The organism is Bradyrhizobium sp. UFLA05-112 (assembly GCF_053572325.1).
Genome location: NZ_JBANBK010000123.1, coordinates 1 through 17,746, shown reverse-complemented (window position 1 = coordinate 17,746; position 17,746 = coordinate 1). Strand labels below are relative to the sequence as shown.

24 protein-coding genes are annotated in these 17,746 nt (G+C 56.9%); 6 read left to right on the top strand and 18 right to left on the bottom strand.

Annotation, left to right across the window (positions count from 1 at the left end):
• Positions 1-365: 365 nt before the first annotated feature.
• The 8 genes from SO180_RS39115 to SO180_RS39080 all read right to left on the bottom strand — a co-directional run bounded on the left by SO180_RS39115 (position 366) and on the right by SO180_RS39080 (position 5,629).
• Positions 366-1,745 carry a P-loop ATPase, Sll1717 family gene (locus SO180_RS39115; RefSeq protein WP_449384120.1) on the bottom strand — a complete coding sequence of 460 codons (1,380 nt, stop codon included), beginning with the start codon at positions 1,743-1,745 and terminating at the stop codon, positions 366-368.
• Positions 1,746-1,861: 116 nt separating this feature from the next.
• Positions 1,862-2,416 carry a hypothetical protein gene (locus SO180_RS39110; protein WP_449384119.1) on the bottom strand — a complete coding sequence of 185 codons (555 nt, stop codon included), beginning with the start codon at positions 2,414-2,416 and terminating at the stop codon, positions 1,862-1,864.
• Positions 2,417-2,609: 193 nt separating this feature from the next.
• The gene (locus tag SO180_RS39105) at positions 2,610-3,083 is read right to left on the bottom strand and encodes a recombinase family protein (protein ID WP_449384118.1); all 474 of its coding nucleotides are present in this window, start codon (positions 3,081-3,083) and stop codon (positions 2,610-2,612) included.
• A 556-nt stretch (positions 3,084-3,639) separates the two neighbouring features.
• The gene (locus SO180_RS39100) at positions 3,640-3,912 is read right to left on the bottom strand and encodes a tyrosine-type recombinase/integrase (RefSeq protein WP_449384117.1); all 273 of its coding nucleotides are present in this window, start codon (positions 3,910-3,912) and stop codon (positions 3,640-3,642) included.
• 45 nt (positions 3,913-3,957) lie between these two features.
• Positions 3,958-4,248, bottom strand: coding sequence for a hypothetical protein (locus tag SO180_RS39095; protein ID WP_449384116.1), 291 nt, complete (start codon positions 4,246-4,248; stop codon positions 3,958-3,960).
• Positions 4,232-4,792 carry a hypothetical protein gene (locus tag SO180_RS39090; RefSeq protein ID WP_449384115.1) on the bottom strand — a complete coding sequence of 187 codons (561 nt, stop codon included), beginning with the start codon at positions 4,790-4,792 and terminating at the stop codon, positions 4,232-4,234. The genes SO180_RS39095 and SO180_RS39090 overlap by 17 nt, the downstream gene beginning before the upstream one ends.
• A gap of 10 nt (positions 4,793-4,802) precedes the next feature.
• The gene (locus SO180_RS39085; RefSeq protein ID WP_449384114.1) at positions 4,803-4,985 is read right to left on the bottom strand and encodes a hypothetical protein; all 183 of its coding nucleotides are present in this window, start codon (positions 4,983-4,985) and stop codon (positions 4,803-4,805) included.
• Positions 4,982-5,629, bottom strand: a complete 648-nt coding sequence (locus SO180_RS39080) for a hypothetical protein (protein WP_449384113.1) — start codon at positions 5,627-5,629, stop codon at positions 4,982-4,984. The genes SO180_RS39085 and SO180_RS39080 overlap by 4 nt, the downstream gene beginning before the upstream one ends.
• 139 nt (positions 5,630-5,768) lie before the next feature.
• Here SO180_RS39080 and SO180_RS39075 point away from each other — a divergent pair, with 139 nt between their 5' ends.
• The 6 genes from SO180_RS39075 to SO180_RS39050 all read left to right on the top strand — a co-directional run bounded on the left by SO180_RS39075 (position 5,769) and on the right by SO180_RS39050 (position 10,532).
• On the top strand, positions 5,769-8,192 hold the full coding sequence (locus tag SO180_RS39075) for an AAA family ATPase (RefSeq protein WP_449384112.1): 2,424 nt from the start codon (positions 5,769-5,771) through the stop codon (positions 8,190-8,192).
• A gap of 272 nt (positions 8,193-8,464) precedes the next feature.
• Positions 8,465-8,704, top strand: a complete 240-nt coding sequence (locus tag SO180_RS39070) for a hypothetical protein (protein ID WP_449384111.1) — start codon at positions 8,465-8,467, stop codon at positions 8,702-8,704.
• Positions 8,705-8,776: 72 nt separating this feature from the next.
• The gene (locus SO180_RS39065; protein WP_449384110.1) at positions 8,777-9,022 is read left to right on the top strand and encodes a hypothetical protein; all 246 of its coding nucleotides are present in this window, start codon (positions 8,777-8,779) and stop codon (positions 9,020-9,022) included.
• A gap of 276 nt (positions 9,023-9,298) precedes the next feature.
• A complete protein-coding gene (locus tag SO180_RS39060; protein WP_449384109.1) occupies positions 9,299-9,475 on the top strand; it encodes a hypothetical protein in 177 nt (58 codons plus the stop codon).
• Positions 9,476-9,693: 218 nt separating this feature from the next.
• On the top strand, positions 9,694-10,161 hold the full coding sequence (locus tag SO180_RS39055) for a P27 family phage terminase small subunit (protein ID WP_449384108.1): 468 nt from the start codon (positions 9,694-9,696) through the stop codon (positions 10,159-10,161).
• A gap of 2 nt (positions 10,162-10,163) precedes the next feature.
• Positions 10,164-10,532, top strand: coding sequence for a hypothetical protein (locus SO180_RS39050; RefSeq protein ID WP_449384107.1), 369 nt, complete (start codon positions 10,164-10,166; stop codon positions 10,530-10,532).
• Positions 10,533-10,536: 4 nt separating this feature from the next.
• Here SO180_RS39050 and SO180_RS39045 read toward each other — a convergent pair whose 3' ends face one another.
• The 10 genes from SO180_RS39045 to SO180_RS39000 all read right to left on the bottom strand — a co-directional run.
• Positions 10,537-10,905 (bottom strand): hypothetical protein, encoded by a 369-nt coding sequence (locus SO180_RS39045; RefSeq protein WP_449384106.1) that lies wholly within the window; start codon positions 10,903-10,905, stop codon positions 10,537-10,539.
• A 22-nt stretch (positions 10,906-10,927) separates the two neighbouring features.
• Positions 10,928-12,019: a hypothetical protein gene (locus tag SO180_RS39040; RefSeq protein WP_449384105.1), complete on the bottom strand. Its 1,092-nt coding sequence runs from the start codon at positions 12,017-12,019 to the stop codon at positions 10,928-10,930.
• Between the two features lie 27 nt (positions 12,020-12,046).
• Positions 12,047-12,463: a hypothetical protein gene (locus SO180_RS39035; protein WP_449384104.1), complete on the bottom strand. Its 417-nt coding sequence runs from the start codon at positions 12,461-12,463 to the stop codon at positions 12,047-12,049.
• Positions 12,464-12,593: 130 nt separating this feature from the next.
• Complete coding sequence (locus SO180_RS39030; RefSeq protein ID WP_449384103.1) at positions 12,594-12,875, bottom strand: hypothetical protein; 282 nt, start codon at positions 12,873-12,875, stop codon at positions 12,594-12,596.
• A 42-nt stretch (positions 12,876-12,917) separates the two neighbouring features.
• Complete coding sequence (locus tag SO180_RS39025; protein WP_449384102.1) at positions 12,918-13,751, bottom strand: RES family NAD+ phosphorylase; 834 nt, start codon at positions 13,749-13,751, stop codon at positions 12,918-12,920.
• Between the two features lie 554 nt (positions 13,752-14,305).
• Positions 14,306-15,292: a hypothetical protein gene (locus SO180_RS39020; protein ID WP_449384101.1), complete on the bottom strand. Its 987-nt coding sequence runs from the start codon at positions 15,290-15,292 to the stop codon at positions 14,306-14,308.
• Positions 15,283-15,975 (bottom strand): SOS response-associated peptidase, encoded by a 693-nt coding sequence (locus tag SO180_RS39015; protein WP_449384100.1) that lies wholly within the window; start codon positions 15,973-15,975, stop codon positions 15,283-15,285. The genes SO180_RS39020 and SO180_RS39015 overlap by 10 nt, the downstream gene beginning before the upstream one ends.
• 276 nt (positions 15,976-16,251) lie before the next feature.
• Positions 16,252-16,509, bottom strand: coding sequence for a hypothetical protein (locus SO180_RS39010; RefSeq protein WP_449384099.1), 258 nt, complete (start codon positions 16,507-16,509; stop codon positions 16,252-16,254).
• A 3-nt stretch (positions 16,510-16,512) separates the two neighbouring features.
• Positions 16,513-16,929 (bottom strand): hypothetical protein, encoded by a 417-nt coding sequence (locus SO180_RS39005; RefSeq protein ID WP_449384121.1) that lies wholly within the window; start codon positions 16,927-16,929, stop codon positions 16,513-16,515.
• Positions 16,930-17,160: 231 nt separating this feature from the next.
• Positions 17,161-17,746 (bottom strand): hypothetical protein (locus SO180_RS39000; protein WP_449384098.1); only part of this gene is annotated, 586 nt, incomplete at its 5' end.

Here is a 17,746-nt window from a genome sequence, read left to right as displayed (position 1 = left end):
GATGCCTTCACCCCCGAGGAATGCGCCAACTACCTCAAAAATTCAGGCTATCGAACTTAATGCCATCACGCTTTAGGAAATGCAGAAAAGGGTTTGACTGATGCGAAGCCACTCCTGCAGGAAATCACCAGCATGGCCTCAACGAATGGATGCCCCGGCGGATCAGGTGGCATTGCGATCCCGCACGGTGCAGATATGGCATCCCGAAGCTCCTCCGTCTTAGCGACGATCCAGGGTGTGACTAGCGACCTCAAGACAGTCGCCACCAGTCTTCCGGGTAAGAGAGAATGAGGCAGCGATGTGCACATTTACGGCTGATCGTTGAGCACATTCTCAAGCCCACCGCAGATAAAAATAGATTCCTGCTAGAACAGCGCAGCAGCCAACAGAGGATGCACCCTCACCTTCGTGTCCTTACCAATCTCCTGATTGTGGTGATAATCCTTCCCGAAAGGCTCGACGACATTGCCTTTCGTCGTCAGTTGAAGCGTTCCTGCCTCCAAGAAAAATTTCGCATAGTCTGAGGATAGGTCGAGCTTGTTCTTCTCGCTGAGTTCGATGAACTCCTTGCTGTTGGTGCGCAGTTCTGCCACCTCTGCAATCAATGCCTCCCAGCTATATTCCTTGTTCTTTGGAAACACCAAGCGCAGCAGCCTCGGGATGTTAGGAATCTCGTTTGTGTAGGCGGCAGAGATCTGCTGCATAGAGAACTCGCCGATCGATTTCTTAGTCGCCGAGAAGTCATCCAACTTCAATTTTTCACCGCCTGAAGCTCGTGAGGCCATCGATATCCAAACAAATAAGTCACGCGGTCCGTTTCTGAGCAAAGAAATAACGTGCTTCTTCAAATCGCCTTTCTTGAACGCGAAGGCGTCCGCGTAGCTCAGGCCAGCGAAGGTTAATCTGCTCTCCACGGCCGCTAGCAATTCGTCTTCGGTCCAAGACAGCGCGCCCCGCTGCGCAGGGATCATATTCGCCAACTCCTCGTTTCCAGACACCTTTTGGTAGACGTGCGTCTTCAGCAAGACGGTCAAGCCTACTACACCCCGGAAATTGATGTTTATTTCGTTTGCCGCGAGTATCAACCCCACGAGGGCGTTACTGCCCTGCTCTCCCGGCGGCAACGACTGCTCAGGGTCGTCGACAAAGAATCTAACCGCGACACCCTTTCCTGCGAGCGCCTGAAGCTTCGCTCGGGCGGCGGCGCGATCAAACTGATCAAGCTTCTTCTCTTGATCCTCACTGAGATCGAACGAGAGACCAAAACCGAACGCGGATCCCCCTTTCAGACGCGATCGACCTTCTTTGACGGCGCTGTCCAGCGTCTTCAAAATCGACTCGAGAGGTGCAGGGAGAATGGACAGGCTACTTTTGTCCTTGGCGTCTAAAAGCTCGCTTTCTTCAAGCATCGATATTGCGGCAATCAAAAACAACGCGAGAAAGCGCTCTCTAAAAAGGCCCGGCTGAACATTTGAGAGGCGCTTGAAGCGTTCGGAGCCCGGTGCAAACCCTGCAACCAAAAAACCCGATGGCGGTTCCGCAGTCATCCTCTTGAAAGCTGTCGACTTGCCGACGCCCTTCATGCCCAGCAAGACCGTAAGGGGCATCTTTGGTGTCAAGCAACCCGAAATGCTCTCGGTCGGGATGGTATAGCTCAAGACATCTTGGTCTTCGCGCCCGTCCGCTCGGCCACATAGTTCGAAAAAGAACTGACGGGCCGCCCCGATATCTGCTTCCTTAGACATCGACGCATCTCCTACTAAGGCGTGTGCTCATAAACCAATCAGTCAATGCCTGCAGCTTGGTGTGTAGGCTCCCGCGGCGAATCTTCCGATCCGCAACGGCGTTGTGAGTACAAGTGCTAGATCGCGCCCCAAAACACATCCTTGTGGAGTAGAGTCCGCACTGATCTGACCCTAAATCGGTCGCTGAAGAGTTCGTCGAGCATGTACAAGCATTGCGCGAAGGTAAACTCGGAGATGTTAGGAGATTGACCAGTGTACAGCAGGCGTGGGGTTATGGGCGCCACAGGGCTAGATCCCTTCAGCTTGTTAGAAATGAAATCTCGAATTTGATCGAGAGCAAACCCATGCTTCTTGGCATAGGGTAACAAGCAGTCTTTCAGATGGTTTGAGAAACCAGAAAGGGGGGTGCTCGCGCTCACCCTCCCAGTGGGCTTCAATGAATCATCGAGAATCCCAACGTTCTGTGCAACGCTGATATACGAGACTATAGTGCGAGCGCGCAGCGCACTTCGCCGTTCGTTATAGTATCGCTGGAAGGCAGAGTCGCGATTTTCGCGTATCATCCGCTTCGTGTAGTTTTCCAATTCAGTTGCGAGCTGAATTTTTGTCTCGAAATCGCCCCGAGCCGCTACACGAACAATTTCAAATTGACGAGGCACAGCGGTAGCCATCCTTGTCCCTCCCGGCAATCGTAAGGTGATGGTTGAGAAAATACAGCTTTTGTGAATAATTGAATAACCATTCTTCGAAAGTCAAGGACTGCGGCATTCACGCAGCCAGGTGCTGCAGCGCCTGATGGCGTCGGGCAACGAATTCAGCGGCGCCCGCGCTCCTCCAACTACCTTGGCCGTTTGCTTTCTACACTTACCTTGAACCCTGAGCTGCGGCGCGGCGCAGCACGCGCGCCACCTGAGCGGGCCTCCACGTGTCTGCGCCGCGCGGCGTCGGGATGCCCTGGGCGGTCAGGCCGCCCGCGATCTGGTGCAGACTGGCAGCTCCAGCCCGTTGCAGCGCAGTGATGGCAGGGATGATGTCTGCGGCCCGCGCATCGGCCACGGCACGGCGCTGAGTGGCGGACGCCTGCCTGCACTCCCCGGAGAGTGCGTTGTTGCACTTACCGGCCAACTTCTTGCCCCGCGCCTTGGCGGCGGCCAGCGCCTCTTTAATGCGGCGCGAGATCATCCGGCGCTTCTTGTCGTACAGGGCATAGAAGCGATAACCGGCTTCTGCCTTCGCTTTCGCGTGCAACGCCGTCTGCAGTTTCACACTCTTCGGAGTTGATAGGTTGCCCAAACCGCCCAGCCCGGCGGGCCTGAGGGCATTCCGCGTCGCTGCCATCCGTTCTCTGAATAGCGAAGACAGGGAAGGGCGAATGCTTCCCCAATGAGGTCCACACTGGAGTCGCGGCCGCTCGAATTCACCATGTGGAGAACGACGCGCCCGGCCTCCACCATCGCGCGAAACGTGATGTCGGCGACCTCCTGCTCATGGAATACGAACTTCTCGGAGACTTCATCACAGCTTCTTCCTCGAGAGGTCTTTTAGTGGGGGCCGGGATATACAAGGCACGGGAATTGGCTGAATTGCCCCCCCCCTCGCTTTTTTCGAACCCCGGAATTGGAAGGAAAAATCGAGGAGAAATTCGAAAGTTCTTTCAGGAGGATCTGCGATCGAGTCGTTCTCCAAACGAAATCGAGTCGTTCTTAAAGCGGAAACCGAGTCGTTCTCAAAGTGTCCGGACCACAGGCTCAGGTGGTGGGCCCGGCAGGAATCACATTTTTGAACAAGATCAACAACATAACGCAAGGGGTGTGACGAAAAATGCGCTTTGAAGTCATTAAGTTTTTTAACGTGCGATTACACCCTTAAAAGGTCGATAGCCGCCGATATTGGATTACGCCGCTTCGGCTTCGTCATCCTCCAACTGCAAGAAATCACCCGCGTCAGACGATGGCCGTTTCCATTTTGCCATGGCGCGTGCAGCAAGTTTTTTGCGGTCGGCGTGTTTGGTGTAGAGGCTCGCCATTTGGTGCCCAGTCCAGCCAAACATTGCATTCAGTTCGCGATCCGGCACGCCGCTCTCGACAGCGATAATTGCGGACGACTTGCGCAGGCCGTGTCCCGAATATCCTTTCTTGCTTTCCTCTTTTCCTTTTCGCTTCGTCACCGGGATGCCAGCGGCCTCTATAGCTTCACGGAAGAGATTGCCGAGCTACTCCTTGGTGTAGTTCGCGCCATTATCCTTGCTGATGACTGCAAGGCCTTTTGACGGACAGGCCTTCATCGATTTTGCCAAGTCGGGATGGATCGGCACATAGATCGGTATGTCGGTCTTCTCGGTCTTCAAACACACGAGGCCCTTGCGCATATGGTTTTTACCAAGCCGCGCCGCATCGCCGCGCCTCAAGCCAACGTAGAGAAAAACGTGGAGTATCAGCCGTTCCTTGGTGCCAAGCGGCCAGCGCTTCTCGTATTGCTCAATTCGCTCAATAGGCCAAGGCAAATGCCCAGTCCTCAACCTCTTTGGAATCATTTCGTGGAGGCTTGATCCCATCGCAGGGGTTACGACCATTGAAATCGATATCGTTGTTTTCGATTGCCCACTTGAAGAGTTGTTTGATGGCATTAAAGAAGTGCCGGGATTGATTTTTTGTTCGCGCCTTCATGCCTTCTTCGACCTTCGCGCGCGTGATCGCCGACAATGGCAAGTCGCCAGCGTTCGCTTCCATTTGTTTATAGATCGGGCCGCGCTGCTTCCGCGTGCCTGCACCAATATCATCAGTCCAAGCGCGCGACGCGCGGTAAAGGTCGATGAGCCATTTGACTGTGCCCTTGCCGCCTTTGCCAAAGATCGGTGCTGCGATAATCGGAGCGCACGGAACGGCAGCATGATATTCGGCCATGAACTGTTCGCCACGGTACAGATGATCAGTGCCGATCCGAACGCCACGCCCTTTGGCATGGGGGTCGAGCTGAACGTAGTATCTCCATTTCTTACCGCTCCGGCTTCTGTAGCGGTGGAGGAAAGGTAAAGATGGTTTCGGCATCTCTTTCGCATTACAGTTTGAAGTCCCGAATTTTTGGCTTGTCGGCCTCGGGCTTAGCCTCATCTTCTCCGGCAAGAACCACACGGATTGTGCCGTTGGGGAGGACTTCGACAGCCTTGGCGCCTTGCTCCTTTGCCGCGCGGGTGGCGCGGACAATGTCGGCAAGGGTGAACCGGGCTGCCGTTTTGGTCATGACGATCCTGTCGCGCCGCGACGCCCCTTTGTGACCCGCCTGCTATTAGGTTTCACTTCTAATTCGGCCAGCATCTCTGGCTTAAGATGGTGATTAACGAGCGCGGTGTGAAAGCGGCGCAGTTGCGCGGACAGATTCACCACAAGTGCCCGTGCTGGTGGGTCGCGGTCGCGCTGCTCATCGTCTCCTCGGATTGCAAGCGAGAGTGTTGTGGCCAGCTTGTCCATTGTGGTGTGATTGATACTTGGGACAGCCTGCTCGGCGCCCTCCATGGCCGTCAGGCCGGTTAGGAGCAACACCACATTCGATGTCTCGCGCCCGCGCCCGCGCTCTGCGTTGAGGAGGATATCACGGAGCCGCTTGTCCCAGAATTCGCGGACAAGCCAGAGCACCGTGGTCGGTCCTACGCCCGCCTGCACAAGTTCGAACGCCAATACTGCGCGGTGAAATTGATCGACGCCGTACACGAGTTTGCGACCCTTGCCGGGCTGGTTGCCCGCACCGAAGAGGCCGCCACGCTGTAGCGCGCCGAAGCGCGACCGGAATGCCGGGACATCGTTGGCAGCGATGCCATGCATCTCCACCAGCGCGGCCTCTAAGTGCGCATAGGAAATCGTGAAGCCGGGAAGCACCGCTACGGGCATTTGCGGTCCTTTACCAAAGTTTCCCGACCTTGACCGGAGATCGCTGTCGCGTCAATCAAAATGTTGATTTATACATTTCTAGAATGTATTTTTCGACATTATCCAAAGTGGAGGGCTTCGGCCATGCCGCGAGAGGAAAGTGAGCTGGGGCTTCTGCTCGGCGCGCGGGCGCTGGCTGGCTTCATCTTCGGTGACGAGGAGGAGTGGCGGAAAGTTTACCCGCTCAAGGGCGAGTTGGGCCTGTTTAAACTGGGTGGGCAGCTTTGCGGTCGGCCCACGACGATCACCCAACGGATATCAGAACGCGAAAAGACTGCTGCTGCCTAGACGTGACGAAGCCCGACGTTGTCCTCCGCCGGGCTTCAACTTTTACCGACCGGGTTGGATCAAGGGTCGGGCCGTCACCACGCCCTGCCTTTTACTCCCGGTCTCCGACCCCAACAAGGGGAGCGACGTGACCGAGATCGTGAGCGCCATCATCAGCAGCACTGCATTCGCCGAGTTGGCGCGGATGCTGTTGGGGGAACCAAATCGGGCATTGTCGTCGGAGCACGAGCTGCGCTATGGCGCGCGCGGGTCGCTATCGGTCAATTTGGGCAAATGCACATGGTACGACCATGAAATCGGTGCGGGCGGAGGCGCGCTGGAGCTGGTGACACGCGAGACGCGTCTAGTAGGAGCGGATCGGCTGGATTGGTTGAAACAGAGAGGTCTTCACCTTTTCGAGGATGTGCGGCCGAGCGGCAAGGCGACGACACGTCAGCGGTCGCCGACCATCGTCGCGACTTATGACTATGTCGATCAAGGCGGTGAGCTGCTGTTTCAGGTGTGTCGGTTCGAGCCGAAGGACTTCCGCCAGCGTCGCAAGCCACGCCCGGATGATCCACCGGATACGATCAAGGGCGGCTGGGTCTGGTCGGTGAAGGGCATCAATCCTGTGCCCTACCGGCTGACGGACGTCATCGAGAATGACGACCGCGTCATCTGCATCGTCGAGGGCGAGAAGGATGTAGACCGGCTGTGGAAGCTCGGCTTGCCCGCGACGACGAATGCCGGTGGCGCTGGGAAGTGGAGCGAGGAGCTGAGCGAGCACTTTCGCGGAGCCGACGTCGTGATCATCCCGGACTTCGACCCCCAGAAACGGCACCCGAAGACAAAGGAGGCGATGTTTCACTCCGACGGTCGTCCGATCCATCCCGGTCAGGACCACGCTCAGGACGTCGCGCAAAAGCTCTCGGGGGTGGCAAAGCGTGTCCGGGTGCTGGAGCTTTGGCGGCACTGGCCCGCGATGCCGCTGAAGGGCGACGTGTCCGAGTGGCTCGACCACGGAGGCACGACGGAGGCGCTCTATGCGCTGATCGAGAGGACATCGGACTGGGTTAAGATTTTTAACTCAGAGTCATCAAATGCGAGCGGCGACGATGACCTCGGCGAATGGGATGCTGGTGATGATAACCAAATACCGCCGCCGCGCGGCTGGCTACTCGGGACCACATTCTGTCGAGGCTTTGCAAGCTCACTGCTCGGCGACGGCGCCGTTGGCAAGACGGCGATGCGCTATGCGCAGGGGTTATCGGCCGCAGTTCAGCGCTCGCTCACGGGCGAGCACGTTTTTCAGCGCTGTCGCGTCTTGATCGTCAGCTTCGAAGATGGTTCGAACGAACTGCGACGGCGGATCCGGGCCGCTTGCCTGCATCATAAAATTGATCGGGGCGAGCTGAAGGGCTGGCTGTATCTCGCCGCGCTCGGTAGGAAGGCGGGCAAGCTGATGGCGCTGGATCAGCGCAACCAGCGCGTGCCCGGCACTCTGGCCGCCAAGCTGGCCCGCGTCATCACCTCGCGAAAGATCGATCTTGTGATCCACGATCCGTTCATCAAGTCGCCTGGCATCGCCGAGAATGACAACAGCGGCATCGACGAGGTCGCGCAAATTCTGACCGACATGTGCATCAACTTCGACATCGCGGTCGACGTCCCGCATCACATGTCCAAGGGACCGGCTGATCCGGGCAATGCTAATCGCGGCCGGGGTGCATCGGCGCTCAAGGATGCCTTGCGGCTAGTCCGCACCGCAACCGTGATGACGGCCGACGAGGCCAAGGCATTCGGGCTGAGCGAGGTCGAGCGGCGCAGGCTGATCCGCGTGGACGACGCCAAACTCAACATTGCGCCGATGACGGAAGCAAGATGGTTTCGACTGGTGGGTGTCGATATCGACAACGCGACCGAGCTCTATCCGAGCGGCGACAACGTGCAGACAGTCGAGGTGTGGAGACCGCCCGGACTATTTGCCGACATCAGCGTTCCGACCGTGAGCGCGATCCTCGATGAGATCGATGCCGGGCTGCCGGACGGCAACCGCTACAGCAACGCGGCGAGATCCGACCGGCCCGCATGGTCCGTTGTCCGAAGGCATTGGCCCGGCAAGTGGGAAGGCCCGGCGCGGCTGATCGTCAATACATGGCTCAAGTCCGGACTGCTGATCGAGAAAGACTACGAAAACCCAAAGACCCGGAAGCCGGTCAAAGGCCTCTGGGTGGACCATCTGAAGAGGCCAACATGAGTTGCGCCATTAAAGGTGGGGTTGGTGGCGCGCTAATGGCGCAGGCGTCTGCGCCGCCATTAACCGGTGCCCCTAAGCAAAAACCAATGGCGCAACGGGCGCGCCATCAGGTTTTTCTTAATGGCGCACCGATGGCGCAGTGGCGGCGCAAGACAGAACCTACGGCGCGCGCCGACCGGGATTCCAGCGAATGCGGTAAAACGCGGCGACCACATTGTGTTCGAAGACCTCGGGAAGGCACGTCTCCGGTTTTTCGCCTAAGGGAGAGAAATATGCTCCATCGTCCGCTAACCGCCAACCGCAAGCGTGAGCAAAAGCGTGCTCGTGATCGGCGTCGCTATCAACGAGAGGTCGCTGGGCTCAGGGTTGCGCCGGTTGAGTATTCCGGCAGGATGGTCGATTACCTTCTGAAATACGAATGGCTCAGCAGGAACGGGAAAGACGATCCCTACCAAATCGGCAGAGCAATCCGCCGCGCAATACAAGATGCGGTCGAATTGGACAGGAAATAAATTCCGGCGCGCCGGAGCCATCTGACCGCAGACCGTGACATCCTGCGCTCATGAGCGGACGGAGTGGGCGCCATGACAAGATTCACGACGCAAGAGAGAACGAAAATCCTTACTGAAGCGCGCAGACGTCGGGCGGCTCATCTGGCAGATCGCGAGCCGAAGAAAGAAGCGGTCCTCCAGCAGAAAAGGAAAATGATGGAACATCGGCGCGCGCGTGAGGGGCAGCAAACCTTCACCGTGAGGGATTGCAATGCTCTGCTTGGATTCGTTGCGACGCTTAAGAGCGCCATACGAGTTCTTGAGGGGAGGCAAAAGTGACTCCGGGGGCTAGGGGCGATCTGGTATCGCGGAGTCCAGAAGCAGTCGAGCGGACGTTCGGGTTTGAGCCGGTGGAGGGGCTGCCAGCGGCGCTTGGAACAGCGTTGTGCGATCTTTCGAAGCTGGCCGCAACGATGCATCCTGACGACATTTCTCTGTCACTCGACCTTCCCGCCGGAATCCTGACATTCAGGGCTTACAGGCGCGAGCGAAGGTGATCTTTCGTGCCCAAGGGAACGTGGCCCCGGTCGTGGACTCTAGAAGGGGAGAAGAACCTTGGGTGAACCGGATCGTGATGTTGGGCTGAACGCTGAGGTACAGTCTCTACTGCGTCACGCGACCCTTGCCGGGCTAAAACAAGATGTTTTCGAGCTTGCTGAGCTGTTCGCGTCGTTGGACGAGGATGAGCGCGAAAGACTCACAGTGCTGCTGTTCGGATGCGGGGAGCGGTAACGAGCCTGTAGCTCCCCAAAACTCGAAATACCAGAATAAAATCGGATGGATAGGGAAGTGAGTCATATCGCCCTATGCACCGCCTGTTCGATGTCGAGGCCTTGCGGAGCGCGCTGATGCGTTGGGCGGGATCTAGTGAGGCAAATCACGCCATTTGGACAATCGCGCATAGGCGGGGTTCTCGGCGCCCGTAACCGACAAAACGGAGGGGGGCGTCTTTGAAAAATACGCTCAACAGCGGCCCGAGCGCGGAGCCGCCTGAAGCAGGCCGAAACTGGGTAAGAACATTTGGGAAGGGGAATCCGTTGGCGAAAAAGCCTCCCATCCTCACCGTGATCGACCCGGCATCAAAGCCTGACCCGCTTGCTCCACCGCCGGGGCTGGGCGAGGCGGGCGAAAAGCTCTGGGTCGCGATCCATGCAGACTTCGCGATTACCGACGCTGGCGGGCTCGCAATGCTGCACCAGATCTGCGCTGCCGCCGACCGGGTCGCCGAATGCACCGCAACAATCGCGCGGGACGGCCCTGTCATCCGCACCAAGGCCGGGCTTAAGGACCACCCGCTGTTGCGCCACGAGCTGGCTGCGCAGTCGTTCATTGTCAGATCGCTGCACCGCCTTGGCTTGGACATCGAGCCTACCCGTCACGAGATCGGCCGACCGGCAGGATCCTATCGAGGTGAGTGAAGATGCCCACCGTGATCCGTCGCAAGCGCACCTCGCGCCTTTCGCTCGGTCCCTACCGCCGCCACGAATTGCGGACAGGCCAGATCGTCGGCGTGGTGAGCGGCTACACCGGCTACGCCTCCGGTACCAGCATGGACTTGGCGGACTACATCTCGGACGAGATGCGGCGAGACTGGCAGGCCAACCGCGCGGCGCTCAACGAGTTCTGGGCATCCGGCCTGTCGGACGCGGAGGCCTTCCCTGACGACTGTCTGCCTTGGCTCTGCCCCTACCGGCGGCCGGGCTCGCTGCCGTGGGCATGCGAGCATCTGGAACAAAGCGTTTTGACCCAATCGTCCGTTACCGGAATAAACCCACTCGGACGAGTCTGATTGTTCATTGCTCTTCGAGTAGACGCCTTGCCGTCGCAGGATCACGACGCGCGATGCATTCGTCACCTAGCATATGATCTTTGAGCTTGCAGTTGTCATAGAATCCCGATGGTAGGATAGGCCGCGAACCCGTCCGAGCAATCACCATCTGCGTGCAAATCGGACATTCCCAGATGCGGGCCTTTAGTTCGGCGACTGTGACGCGGATTCGCTGTTCGTAGATGACGTAGTGCCAGTCCTGACGCCGCTTGTGCGCAAGGACTTCCGTTTCACTGTCATACGCTGCGAGGGCGTCGCCGTTAGCGTTGCCGTGCAGGTCCGCTCTGAAGATCTTGAATCGTCTTGCCGGTTCACCTTCAATTCTCATGCTCATGGGATGTCCTTCTCTGCCGCGACTACAAGTCAAAATCGCGAGCAAATGCATCGTAGACGCTCCGCGCACTGCGTTCATAGAGGCCGCTTTCAATCCAGTTAGAGTCGGATCGAAACAACTCCTCGCTTCCGGATATTAGCTTTGAAACGCGCTTGTTTACGTTTCTGTTGTTTTCAAAATTAGTGAAGTAGAATCGCTTTTTGTGCTGCCTGATTGCTTCCGACAAGTTCAGGCGTTGGTTGTTGTTCTCATCAAAACCGTAGCCAAGGGCGAAAAGGCGCTTCGCGCCAACGATCTGAGTTTTTGCAATAACAATGTTTTCGGCATCAGCGTCTTTGTTATCGGGGTCGATAACCCGCAGGTCGGTTGAAGCGTCATGAATTGCATCGAGCAGTCTAGCGAAATCCCCATGATAGTCACCCCAGTTGGACTCATTGAAGCCGAGAGGGTCGTCGTCCTCAACTGACCACGGAATAGCGTCCGGCTGTGAATTGGCCAATCGTCCGTAGACATGAATGATGCGACTTCCGCCGAGAAACTTTTCGATGTCGGTGGGCGAAAAGAGTTCATGGTGGCGAAGCCCGCTATGCAGCCGAGTTTCCAACGACGTGTCATAGTTGAACGTCACGAATGAGACCTTGTTTTTGTGCAGGTCTCCGGAGGCCTTACATCCAACGCCCAACTGATGGGTTATGAACCGACACCAATCATCCTCAGCGGGGTTTTCGCGATTGATGTTTCCGTTAATTCGCCGAGATCTAGAGTCGCGTTCCAGCAATACCCACGCGATCAGGAGCTTCCCGATTTCCTGAAGATCGGGGTTCAGGCCAAGGAAATAATCAATAACCAGCGGATTCGCTTCTTGAAGCGCTTTGTTCAAGCGCTGGCATCGCTCCAATGCCTCTTTCCACTGTGTCTGCACATCGGTTTTAGGGACACCGAAAAATTTGGGGCGCTGCGGATTTCCAACCTTGAATGAATGTCGATAAAAGCGAGCGAGGATCGCTCCCTTATCTCGAATTTCCTTTACTAACATTTCGCCGGTTGGGAATCCGTAGTGCCAGCTTGCGCCTGCGCCTAGCAAAAACACCGTGGGCTGGTCATCGGTGAACATCGCCTTGCCTCTTCCCCTCAGTGCAGGTCACCGATATTGCGTGACGCCACCCTTGAAGTCGCGATTGCAATTCGGGCAGGTGTAGTACTGTGGCCGGTGTGACTTGGTTAGCCGATGGAGTTTTCCCTCCTGCTCACACCGTTGACAGAACGCAAAGCCTGTCGGCTTTCCATCTGTGCCCTTTTCATACTTATAACCTCGCACCTCGATTAGCGCTTCCCTGAACTCAAAGTTCTTCTTCAGCGCAGCGATCTCTGTGTCTTTTGCACGCGACTGTTCCTCGGCATCCGACAGTGCGGTTTTTGCCTTCGCGAGGGACTCGTTTAGGTTCGCGATCTTGAGCTTTAGATCGGCATCCTCGTAAATCTGTTTTAGACCGAGTAGATCTTTCGCAAAATTCAATCCAGCCGTAGCGGCAGCCAAACCTTCTGCAATCGTGACCATTATCCCGCCTCCACTTGCGTTAGCTTGAAGCTACGACCATAGCGGGTATGCGAGTCCAGCGGTAATTCGCGATTTCCACCGGCTCTTCCGAGTTGTACAGAGGGGTTTGGGCACTTTCGGGATACTGCCGTCACCGAATGACCCGGTACACTTTTGCCTGCTTCCGTCGCGCCGCTGGCAGCGACTGCGGCGTGTCCCGGTTGATTGCACGCATCATCGCGATGCGCGCCAGCATTTCCGGCCCGTCGTTCTCGGCGACCAGCAACAGCGTGCTCATCGCGGTCTGCCATTCGTCGGCATCATGCTCGGCCTTCGGCAGCGCCGTGATGTAGGTCGCCGCGTCGCGCAACGTCACCAGCTTGCGCCCGTCCGGCAAGATGATCGGATCGAAGAACCGTGCCGACCACGTCACCTAGCCAGTCCCAATGCGCGCCTGCGAAACACTTCGGCCGTACTATTTCTTGGGCTTTATGAAGTATTGCGGACCGATGTCCTTAAAGTCAAAACTGATCGAGTTTAGGCTGTGAAGGCCACAATTGATGACGTCAGCATCATCCAAATTAAACAGCGCTACGTTGAATCCGTGCGGCGTCAGCAGGCTCTTGTAGACGATCCCGTCATAGCCCGACGACTTGAACAGCTCCGTCAGTATTTGCGTAGCCACGTAATCTCGTGACTCCACTTCTCTACTCACGGGCGTCGCGAAAGCCTGATCTATCGCGGTCCAGATGCCGTCTTCCCGTGTCAGGTTCTTGTCGGTAAGTATCTTGATGAAGGCACTTTTCGCGTGATGCTTCGAGCAATCGATGACGTTCAAGTCCCGATTGGTTTTGAATTGTGCTACAGAAATGGTCGCACCGATCCACGGTCGGACTTCAGCAAGCGCCGTGTTGGAATCCGTCGCAAGATAAAGATAGGGGATACCACGGGGATTCACCCTTCCTTCGGAAAACCAATTTGGTATCGGCTTCATCCGCGCCGCTGTGAAGGGGCGATCTTCATCGTACACGGCCGTGATCGTGCCGTCGGTCTGTGACATCTCTTCCGAATCGCAACCTATTTGAGCGCGCCAGAGACCGATGAAACCTTTGCGAATGATTTGCTTCCGACTTGCGGACGTAGCCAGCACTTCGTCGAGGAATGCGTTTGTATCCTTCGACCAGACATAACGCATCTCCGATTTAACGGATTTCACGAACTGATTGTATCGCTCCCAACCAAACCAAGCCGGTCCGTAAGTGTCGCTGTGCTCATCGTCCAGCGCGTTAAAAGAAGTGCTGTCGGTCATGTTGTGCGCTTGCACTCCGATGAGGGGGCTTACCTTTACGTCGAGAGCATCGGCCGTCGATTGTGGCTACCGATCCACGATCCTCAGAGTATTACACAAAGAGTTTCGATTTCGTCGGGTCGCGACGCAAATGCAGATCGACTGGTCTTATGCTATTGAAAATTCTTCTGTTTTTGTCAAAAAAACTTCCCTGCGCAGCGGGATGACAACATCCCGGGCTCGATGTCCGAGATCTGATGACCGCAGCAAAGCAACAAATGTCGATCTTGAAGTTTCAGTCCGGTCGCAGTTCTGCCGCCGTTGTTCGCACCTTCCCGGAATGGTAGCGATCAAGCCATGGCGCGAAGGCGACCCCATCCGCATCATCCCCCACCGTGGCGTAGACGACGACTGCGGGAGCAGTACGGTTCGCTGACTGCCGGAAGTCGGTGCGCTTCTATTGGGATACAGCAGAGGCCGAGCAATTCGACGTCGCGAGCACGATCCCGGCCGCCACCGCCGCATATGTCATCTTCCAGCTAGATGATTGCGCCATTCTGACGTCGGTGCTCCGACTAACCTTCTAAAAGCCGATCCAAGCGCTGCTTTGTCGCATCTCGGGCTTCGCTGATTGTTTTGTAAGCTCCCGAGAGAAGGGTATCGATGGCGCATGAAACCCGACCGGACCTGAAAATGTTGCCGGTGCGGATTTCCGATGCCGGGCGTATTGCCGGTCCGAGCCGATAGACAAAATGAAACGAGTTCGTTTTCGGCCAAAGGGAATTTAGAGTAGAGAGGTCTTCGGTCACTTCGTAGTCATCGATATGGTGAACCGACTGTAGCTTTCCGTGGTATCTAAAACCGATGTAGTTAGGCGGCTGCACTGGCCAACCTGCGCCCCCCATCGGGTGAAAATAGCGGCCGTCCTTTTCGACAACATCGATCCATGTGTGTTTGCCGCCTTCCACCATGGCATCTAAGCCGAGAGATACGACGTACACCGTATTGTCGTTAATTCGGTCCATAGCGACGAACTCCTTCAAATGTTCGGAAAGCTGATCGAGCCAAAGCTTCTCCGCGACACTCATCGCCCGCAAGCGCGCCTCCTCTGCGGACCTTCTTACCGCACCCCACGACTGATGAATAACCTGCGCATCTTCTATGTTTTTCGGAAGTCTGTGTCTGGCGAACTCCACACTGGCAGAAGTGATCGTGACCAGCCGTTGAATTTCCGCTGTGCCCGAGGTTAGTCGGGGCCGATACCTCCGCAGTTGCTCTTCCGTTGGCAGGTCCCAACCGCGTTTGGCTTCAATAATAACGTGGAATCGACCGCCAGCGTGGATCTCGATGTCGGTGTACCCTCGATCCTCCCCATGCTTCTGGAGCGCAATTACCGCATTGCTATCGTCCACTTCCGCGTGAAGCCAAGCGCCTAACATGCGTTTGCGAAAGTGCTTGCTATATTCAAGAGCCCAGCCCAAAGCGAAGGTGGCACTATTTTCGTCCGCACCGCCTAATCGGAATACGTTGTTAACTGGATTTCCGTGGATGGTTAGAACCATGCCCCTTCCTCTTGTTCGTCTCTGTCACTGCTCCGATCCTCTTTGTCCGCCCCCCGCATCACGATCCTGAGTGCCTCATCGGGCAACGGCCGCTGCAACGCCTTGGCCTCATCCCACGGCGCGCGCATCCAAACATCGCGCTCCTCAACGGTGGTCAACATTACCGGCATGGCTTTCGGATGGATCGGCTCGACCACCGCGTTCGGCACTGTCGTCAGGAAGCCGTAGACCTGATGCGGTCCCGAGACCGGCTTCGACTTCGTCCCGCGATCACCGTTGAACGTCGTCCAGATGCCTGCGAAGGCGAACAGCGGGCGATCCTCGTTGAGTGCGAACCACACGACGTCCTTCTTCTTGGTCTCCGGGTTCGGCTCGGGCGCATACTCAGCAAAGCTGTTGGCCGGGACAAGGCAGCGGTTCTCAGGCTTGAGCCAGCCGCGCCAGTGCGGCGATGACGTGTTGCGGATGTTGGTCACGGGCGGACCGCCCGTTCGCGGCGGCGGCGGCATGCCCCAGCGCATCGCCACCATCTCGGTGCCGCTGTCGGTGTTGCGGATCACCGGGGCGGGATAGTCTGGAAACACACCGGGCATTGGCGCGAGGTTGCCGACATAGCGATTGACGATGCGGAACAGTGCGGCGATGGCGGCTTGATTGGTGGTGATGCTGTATAAATTACACATGCGAGGCTATAGATCGACGGCGTGAACTTGTATGCCTGAAATAGCTTCGAGCTTTGGCTGGCGGCCAGCAGGGTAGCCGGGACAACAAAAAAGACGTATCTGTGCTGCGCGGTGTCTGCATCCAGTCGTATCAAATCCTTCTTTAGTTTCTGATTGCTCGCGGGGCTCGTGGCAGAAAACGTTTCGGCAGCGACCAAGCCTTCTCTAACACTTTCGATGTCCCGTCCGCTGTTGGTCCCAAGCGCAAGATGATAGCCACCTGCGTCTGGATGGAGTTCAAACAATCGCGATCGCCCTCAGGGTTACGAGGATCGTAAACGTCTGATTGAGTTGTTCCACGATGTTAAGTGGCTCCCCCGTCAACGGATCATGCCCTACGGGATCGAACCGCATTGCCCGCAACAGCGACATCGGTTCATCCTTCTGCTCTACCAGCCACTTCGCCGTATTTGCAGCGCTTTCGGCGATCTTGGTATGCATGTCTTCGGCTTCGGCAAAGCTGCGGATGGTTCGCCGTTTGGGGTCTGGCTGCATTGATCAGTCTCGTTCCCCCGACCACCACGTTGACGGCGGATTGCCGACCGAGATCTTCGTCGGTCGAAGCGCGACCAGTTGGCTACGCTTGTAGGGATAGCCACGAACCAGCGAGCAGTCTTTGCAGCGCATGTATCGCTCCAACTCGTGGATCGGCGTCGCCTTCGGGCGCCGCACGATGTCCAAGGCGACTGTCTGGTTAGTGTCGCAACCAAGGCACCGGACTTCAAGATAGCCGTAACCCGCATTGAGCGCGTCGCCGAGCGTCGGCGATGGCTGGGCCGGTCCCTGAAACCCGAGCATGCGCGCATTCCACGCCTCGACGGCCAGCCGGTCGGCCTTCTTGCGGGCCTCGGCCGCTTGTTCAGCCGCCGCCCGGACGGACGCGCCGTAGATGCTCTCGCGAGATTTGGTGCCCATAAGGCGTAAGATCGCCCAGAGGTCCAGCCTTCGGCAAGCCGCTACGTTTAGCGGCCAATCGCGCAGGGACCACAACCGGACGGTCAAGCGCGGCCGATGCCCCCGTCAATCCGACTCGGCCAGTGGCGGCTCGTTCCATTCGTCGGCCTTCGCAAGGGTCGCCACCCTAGCCCTTGGCGTGCGCGCATCTGGAGTAGTGCGGCCTCACCGAGGCCATTCGCCTATTATACTTCAAATATACCTCGTCTCTTTCAACTGACGCTCAAACGCACTCCCCGGTGCGGAGTGCATTGACCAGCTGGTCCCTGTATGCCCTTTGAGGCTGTGATGCCATGTACTGACTAGCAAGTCCGAGGTGTCCCGCGAAGCGGGGTTGTAGGAACATGAACCTTCAAGACTCAAAGAAGTGTCAACCTGCTGCTCCCCGCTTTCATCGCTCCGAAATAGCATCAGATCAAACGATACCTCAAATGTTACGGCGACGATGGATTGTTTGGGTGTCGCGTAGCCCTTGATCGTTACGGTCTTTGCGTCGCTAAGCTCAAAGCGTTTAATCGTCCCCAAATGGCCAGACTCTCGCGACGTTCTTTCCGCTGCAATTTCTTGGGCTTTTGGCGTGACAATTTCGACAATGGCGTCACAGATCCTATCCTTCTCAAGGATCGTGATTTCGTTCTGCGACACTGCGGCAAGGAACGCCTGAATTGTTCGATGCAGTCGTACATCTCTTCCAGCCGTTTCTAGCATTACAGTTGTGTTTCTTGCGAAGTTCTGAATCCATGGGCAACCATGATTCGGAGATCGTGGGCGCGGACAG